The following is a 2,638-nucleotide window of genomic DNA, read 5'->3' as shown; positions in this document are numbered from 1 at the left end:
TGTATGTTGTTGAAGAAAAGGAACGAGTGTTGAATTCAGTAGAAGCGTTGAAAAATAATCGATTAAAAGAGTTGGGAGATTTAATGTATCACACACACGAGGGTTTACAACATTTATATGAAGTAAGTTGTCTGGAATTGGATTTTTTAGTTGATTTTTCAAGACAATACAATGAAGTTATTGGCGCACGTATGATGGGTGGCGGTTTTGGAGGATGTACCATAAATATAATTCATAAAGAAGCCGTAGAAGAATTTATTGAAGCAGCTTCAGAAGCATATTTTAAAAAATTCAATATAAAATTAACAGCTTTTGAAGCAAATCCTAGTGAAGGAACAACAATTATAAATTAGTTTATAATGAGCATAAATAGCCTAGAGACAAAAGAAAATTATAATGCCAATTCAAGTAGGTATGATCGTATGATATATCGTCGTACAGGAAAAAGCGGGTTATTATTACCTATAATTTCATTAGGTCTTTGGCATAATTTTGGGTTTACAGATAATTTTGAAAATTCTACGGAAATTATAAAAACTGCATTTGATAATGGTATTACCCACTTTGATTTGGCAAATAATTATGGGCCACCTTATGGTGCTGCTGAAATAAACTTAGGGAAAATATTAGAAGATAATTTTAAGTCTTATAGGGATGAACTAGTTATTTCTACAAAAGCAGGATATGATATGTGGGAAGGTCCTTATGGGAATTTTGGTTCTAGGAAATATTTAATATCAAGCCTTGATCAAAGCTTACAAAGGATGAAACTGGATTATGTAGATATTTTTTATCATCATCGTCCGGATTCAGAAACACCAATTGAAGAAACTATGACTGCATTAGATCAGGTAGTAAGACAAGGCAAAGCTCTTTATGTAGGTATTTCAAATTATAGTCCAGAAGAAACATTAAAGGCATCAAAAATATTAAAAAGATTAGGTACCCCTTGTTTAATTCATCAGCCAAAATATAATTTGTTTTTAAGAGGAGTTGAAGATAAATTGCTAGATACATTAGAAAATGAGGGAATTGGTGCAATTGCTTTTTCTCCATTATATCAAGGAATTTTAACTGATAAATATTTAAAAGGATTTCCTAAAGATTCAAGAGCAATAAGAGATGGAAGATTCTTAAAAAAAGAATTCATAAGTTCAGAAATACTAAAAAAAGTATCAAATCTTAATTTAATAGCACAATCTAGAGGACAAAGTTTAGCTCAAATGGCTATATCATGGTTATTAAAAGATGAAAGGATTACGTCTGTATTAATTGGAGCGAGTAAGAAAGAACAATTGTTAGAAAATATAAAGTGTATTGAAAATTTAAAATTTTCAGATGAAGAATTATTGAATATAGATAGTGTTTTAAATCAATAAAAAGCACTATGTAAGTTATAAAAGGAGAAAGGAACAACCTTAATAAATAAATATAGAATGAGTAAAGAGTTTAATTTAAACCCCCATAGAAGATATAATATTTTAACGGGAGAATGGGTGCTGGTATCACCACATAGAACAAAGCGACCTTGGCAAGGTAAAGTTGAAAAAATAAATACAGAAAAGAAACCTAAGTATAGTGAGACTTGTTATTTATGTCCTGGAAATAAACGCTCAAGTGGTGATGTAAATCCACAATATCAAAAGCCATATTCATTTATAAATGATTTTTCAGCACTTTTAAATGATGTTCCTTTTGAAGAGTTTTCAGATGGATTGTTAAAAGCGGAATCAGAATCAGGTATTTGTAAAGTTGTTTGTTTTTCACCTGACCATTCTTTAACATTACCTTTAATGGAAGTAGACGCAATAACAGATGTAATTTCTTTATGGCAAAAAGAATATAAAGAGTTAGGAGAGATAGATGGGATAAATCATGTTCAAATTTTTGAGAATAAAGGAGATGTTATGGGCTGTAGTAATCCACATCCGCATGGACAAATATGGTCTCAACGATCAATTCCAGAAGAAGTAGTTAAAAAACAAATAAAATTAAAAGAATATTGGGAAACAAATAAAAGAAGCTTGTTGGAAGATTACGTAAATCAAGAGTTAGAGTTAGATCAACGTGTATTATTAGAAAACGAATATTTTGTTTCATTAATTCCTTATTGGGCAGTTTGGCCTTATGAAACTATGATTTTACCAAAGAAAAAGATAACTCATATAGGTGAATTAAATAAAGACCAAAAGATTGCTTTTGCTGAAATTATAAAAAAAACAACTATTAAATTAGATAATATTTTTACAACATCATTTCCGTACTCAATGGGGATTCATCAAGCACCAACAGATGGAAAACCGCATCCTGAATGGCATTTTCATATGTCTTTTTATCCGCCATTATTAAGATCGGCAACAGTTAAAAAGTTTATGGTTGGATATGAAATGTTTGCTAATCCTCAGCGTGATATTACTGCAGAGCAAGCAGCTGAGACAATTAAAAATTTACCGGATATCCATTATACAGCAGTATAAAAGAAGAATAAAATAATATTTAATATTAGATAGATTATTATGACAGCAGGTTTTAGTATTTGGGACTACTTAATTTTTATAGCATATGCCGTATTAATATTAGGGGTCGGTTTATGGGTGTCAAGAGACAAGAAAGGGCATCAAAAAAATGCAGAAGATTA

At 30.3% G+C, this 2,638-nt stretch carries 2 protein-coding genes and 1 pseudogene; all 3 read left to right on the top strand.

Features of this window, described 5'->3' with window-relative positions:
• A pseudogene (locus HGB55_RS14690) lies at positions 1-353 on the top strand (galactokinase); the annotation flags it as partial.
• 6 nt (positions 354-359) lie between these two features.
• On the top strand, positions 360-1,379 hold the full coding sequence (gene mgrA / locus HGB55_RS14685) for an L-glyceraldehyde 3-phosphate reductase (protein ID WP_168817781.1): 1,020 nt from the start codon (positions 360-362) through the stop codon (positions 1,377-1,379).
• 57 nt (positions 1,380-1,436) lie between these two features.
• On the top strand, positions 1,437-2,477 hold the full coding sequence (locus tag HGB55_RS14680) for a UDP-glucose--hexose-1-phosphate uridylyltransferase (protein ID WP_168817779.1): 1,041 nt from the start codon (positions 1,437-1,439) through the stop codon (positions 2,475-2,477).
• The last annotated feature ends 161 nt before the right edge of the window (positions 2,478-2,638 follow it).

Origin of the sequence: Lutibacter sp. B1 (assembly GCF_012524075.1) — a bacterium.
GTDB lineage: Bacteria > Bacteroidota > Bacteroidia > Flavobacteriales > Flavobacteriaceae > Lutibacter.
Note: the sequence above shows the minus strand (reverse complement) of the source record. Positions and strands in the feature narration are given on the sequence as shown.

What these genes read in the sequence shown, in the direction of transcription:
- mgrA (WP_168817781.1), top strand. Translation starts at nt 360, where the DNA reads ATGAGCATAAATAGCCTAGAGACAAAAGAAAATTATAATGCCAATTCA.
- HGB55_RS14680 (WP_168817779.1), top strand. Translation starts at nt 1,437, where the DNA reads ATGAGTAAAGAGTTTAATTTAAACCCCCATAGAAGATATAATATTTTA.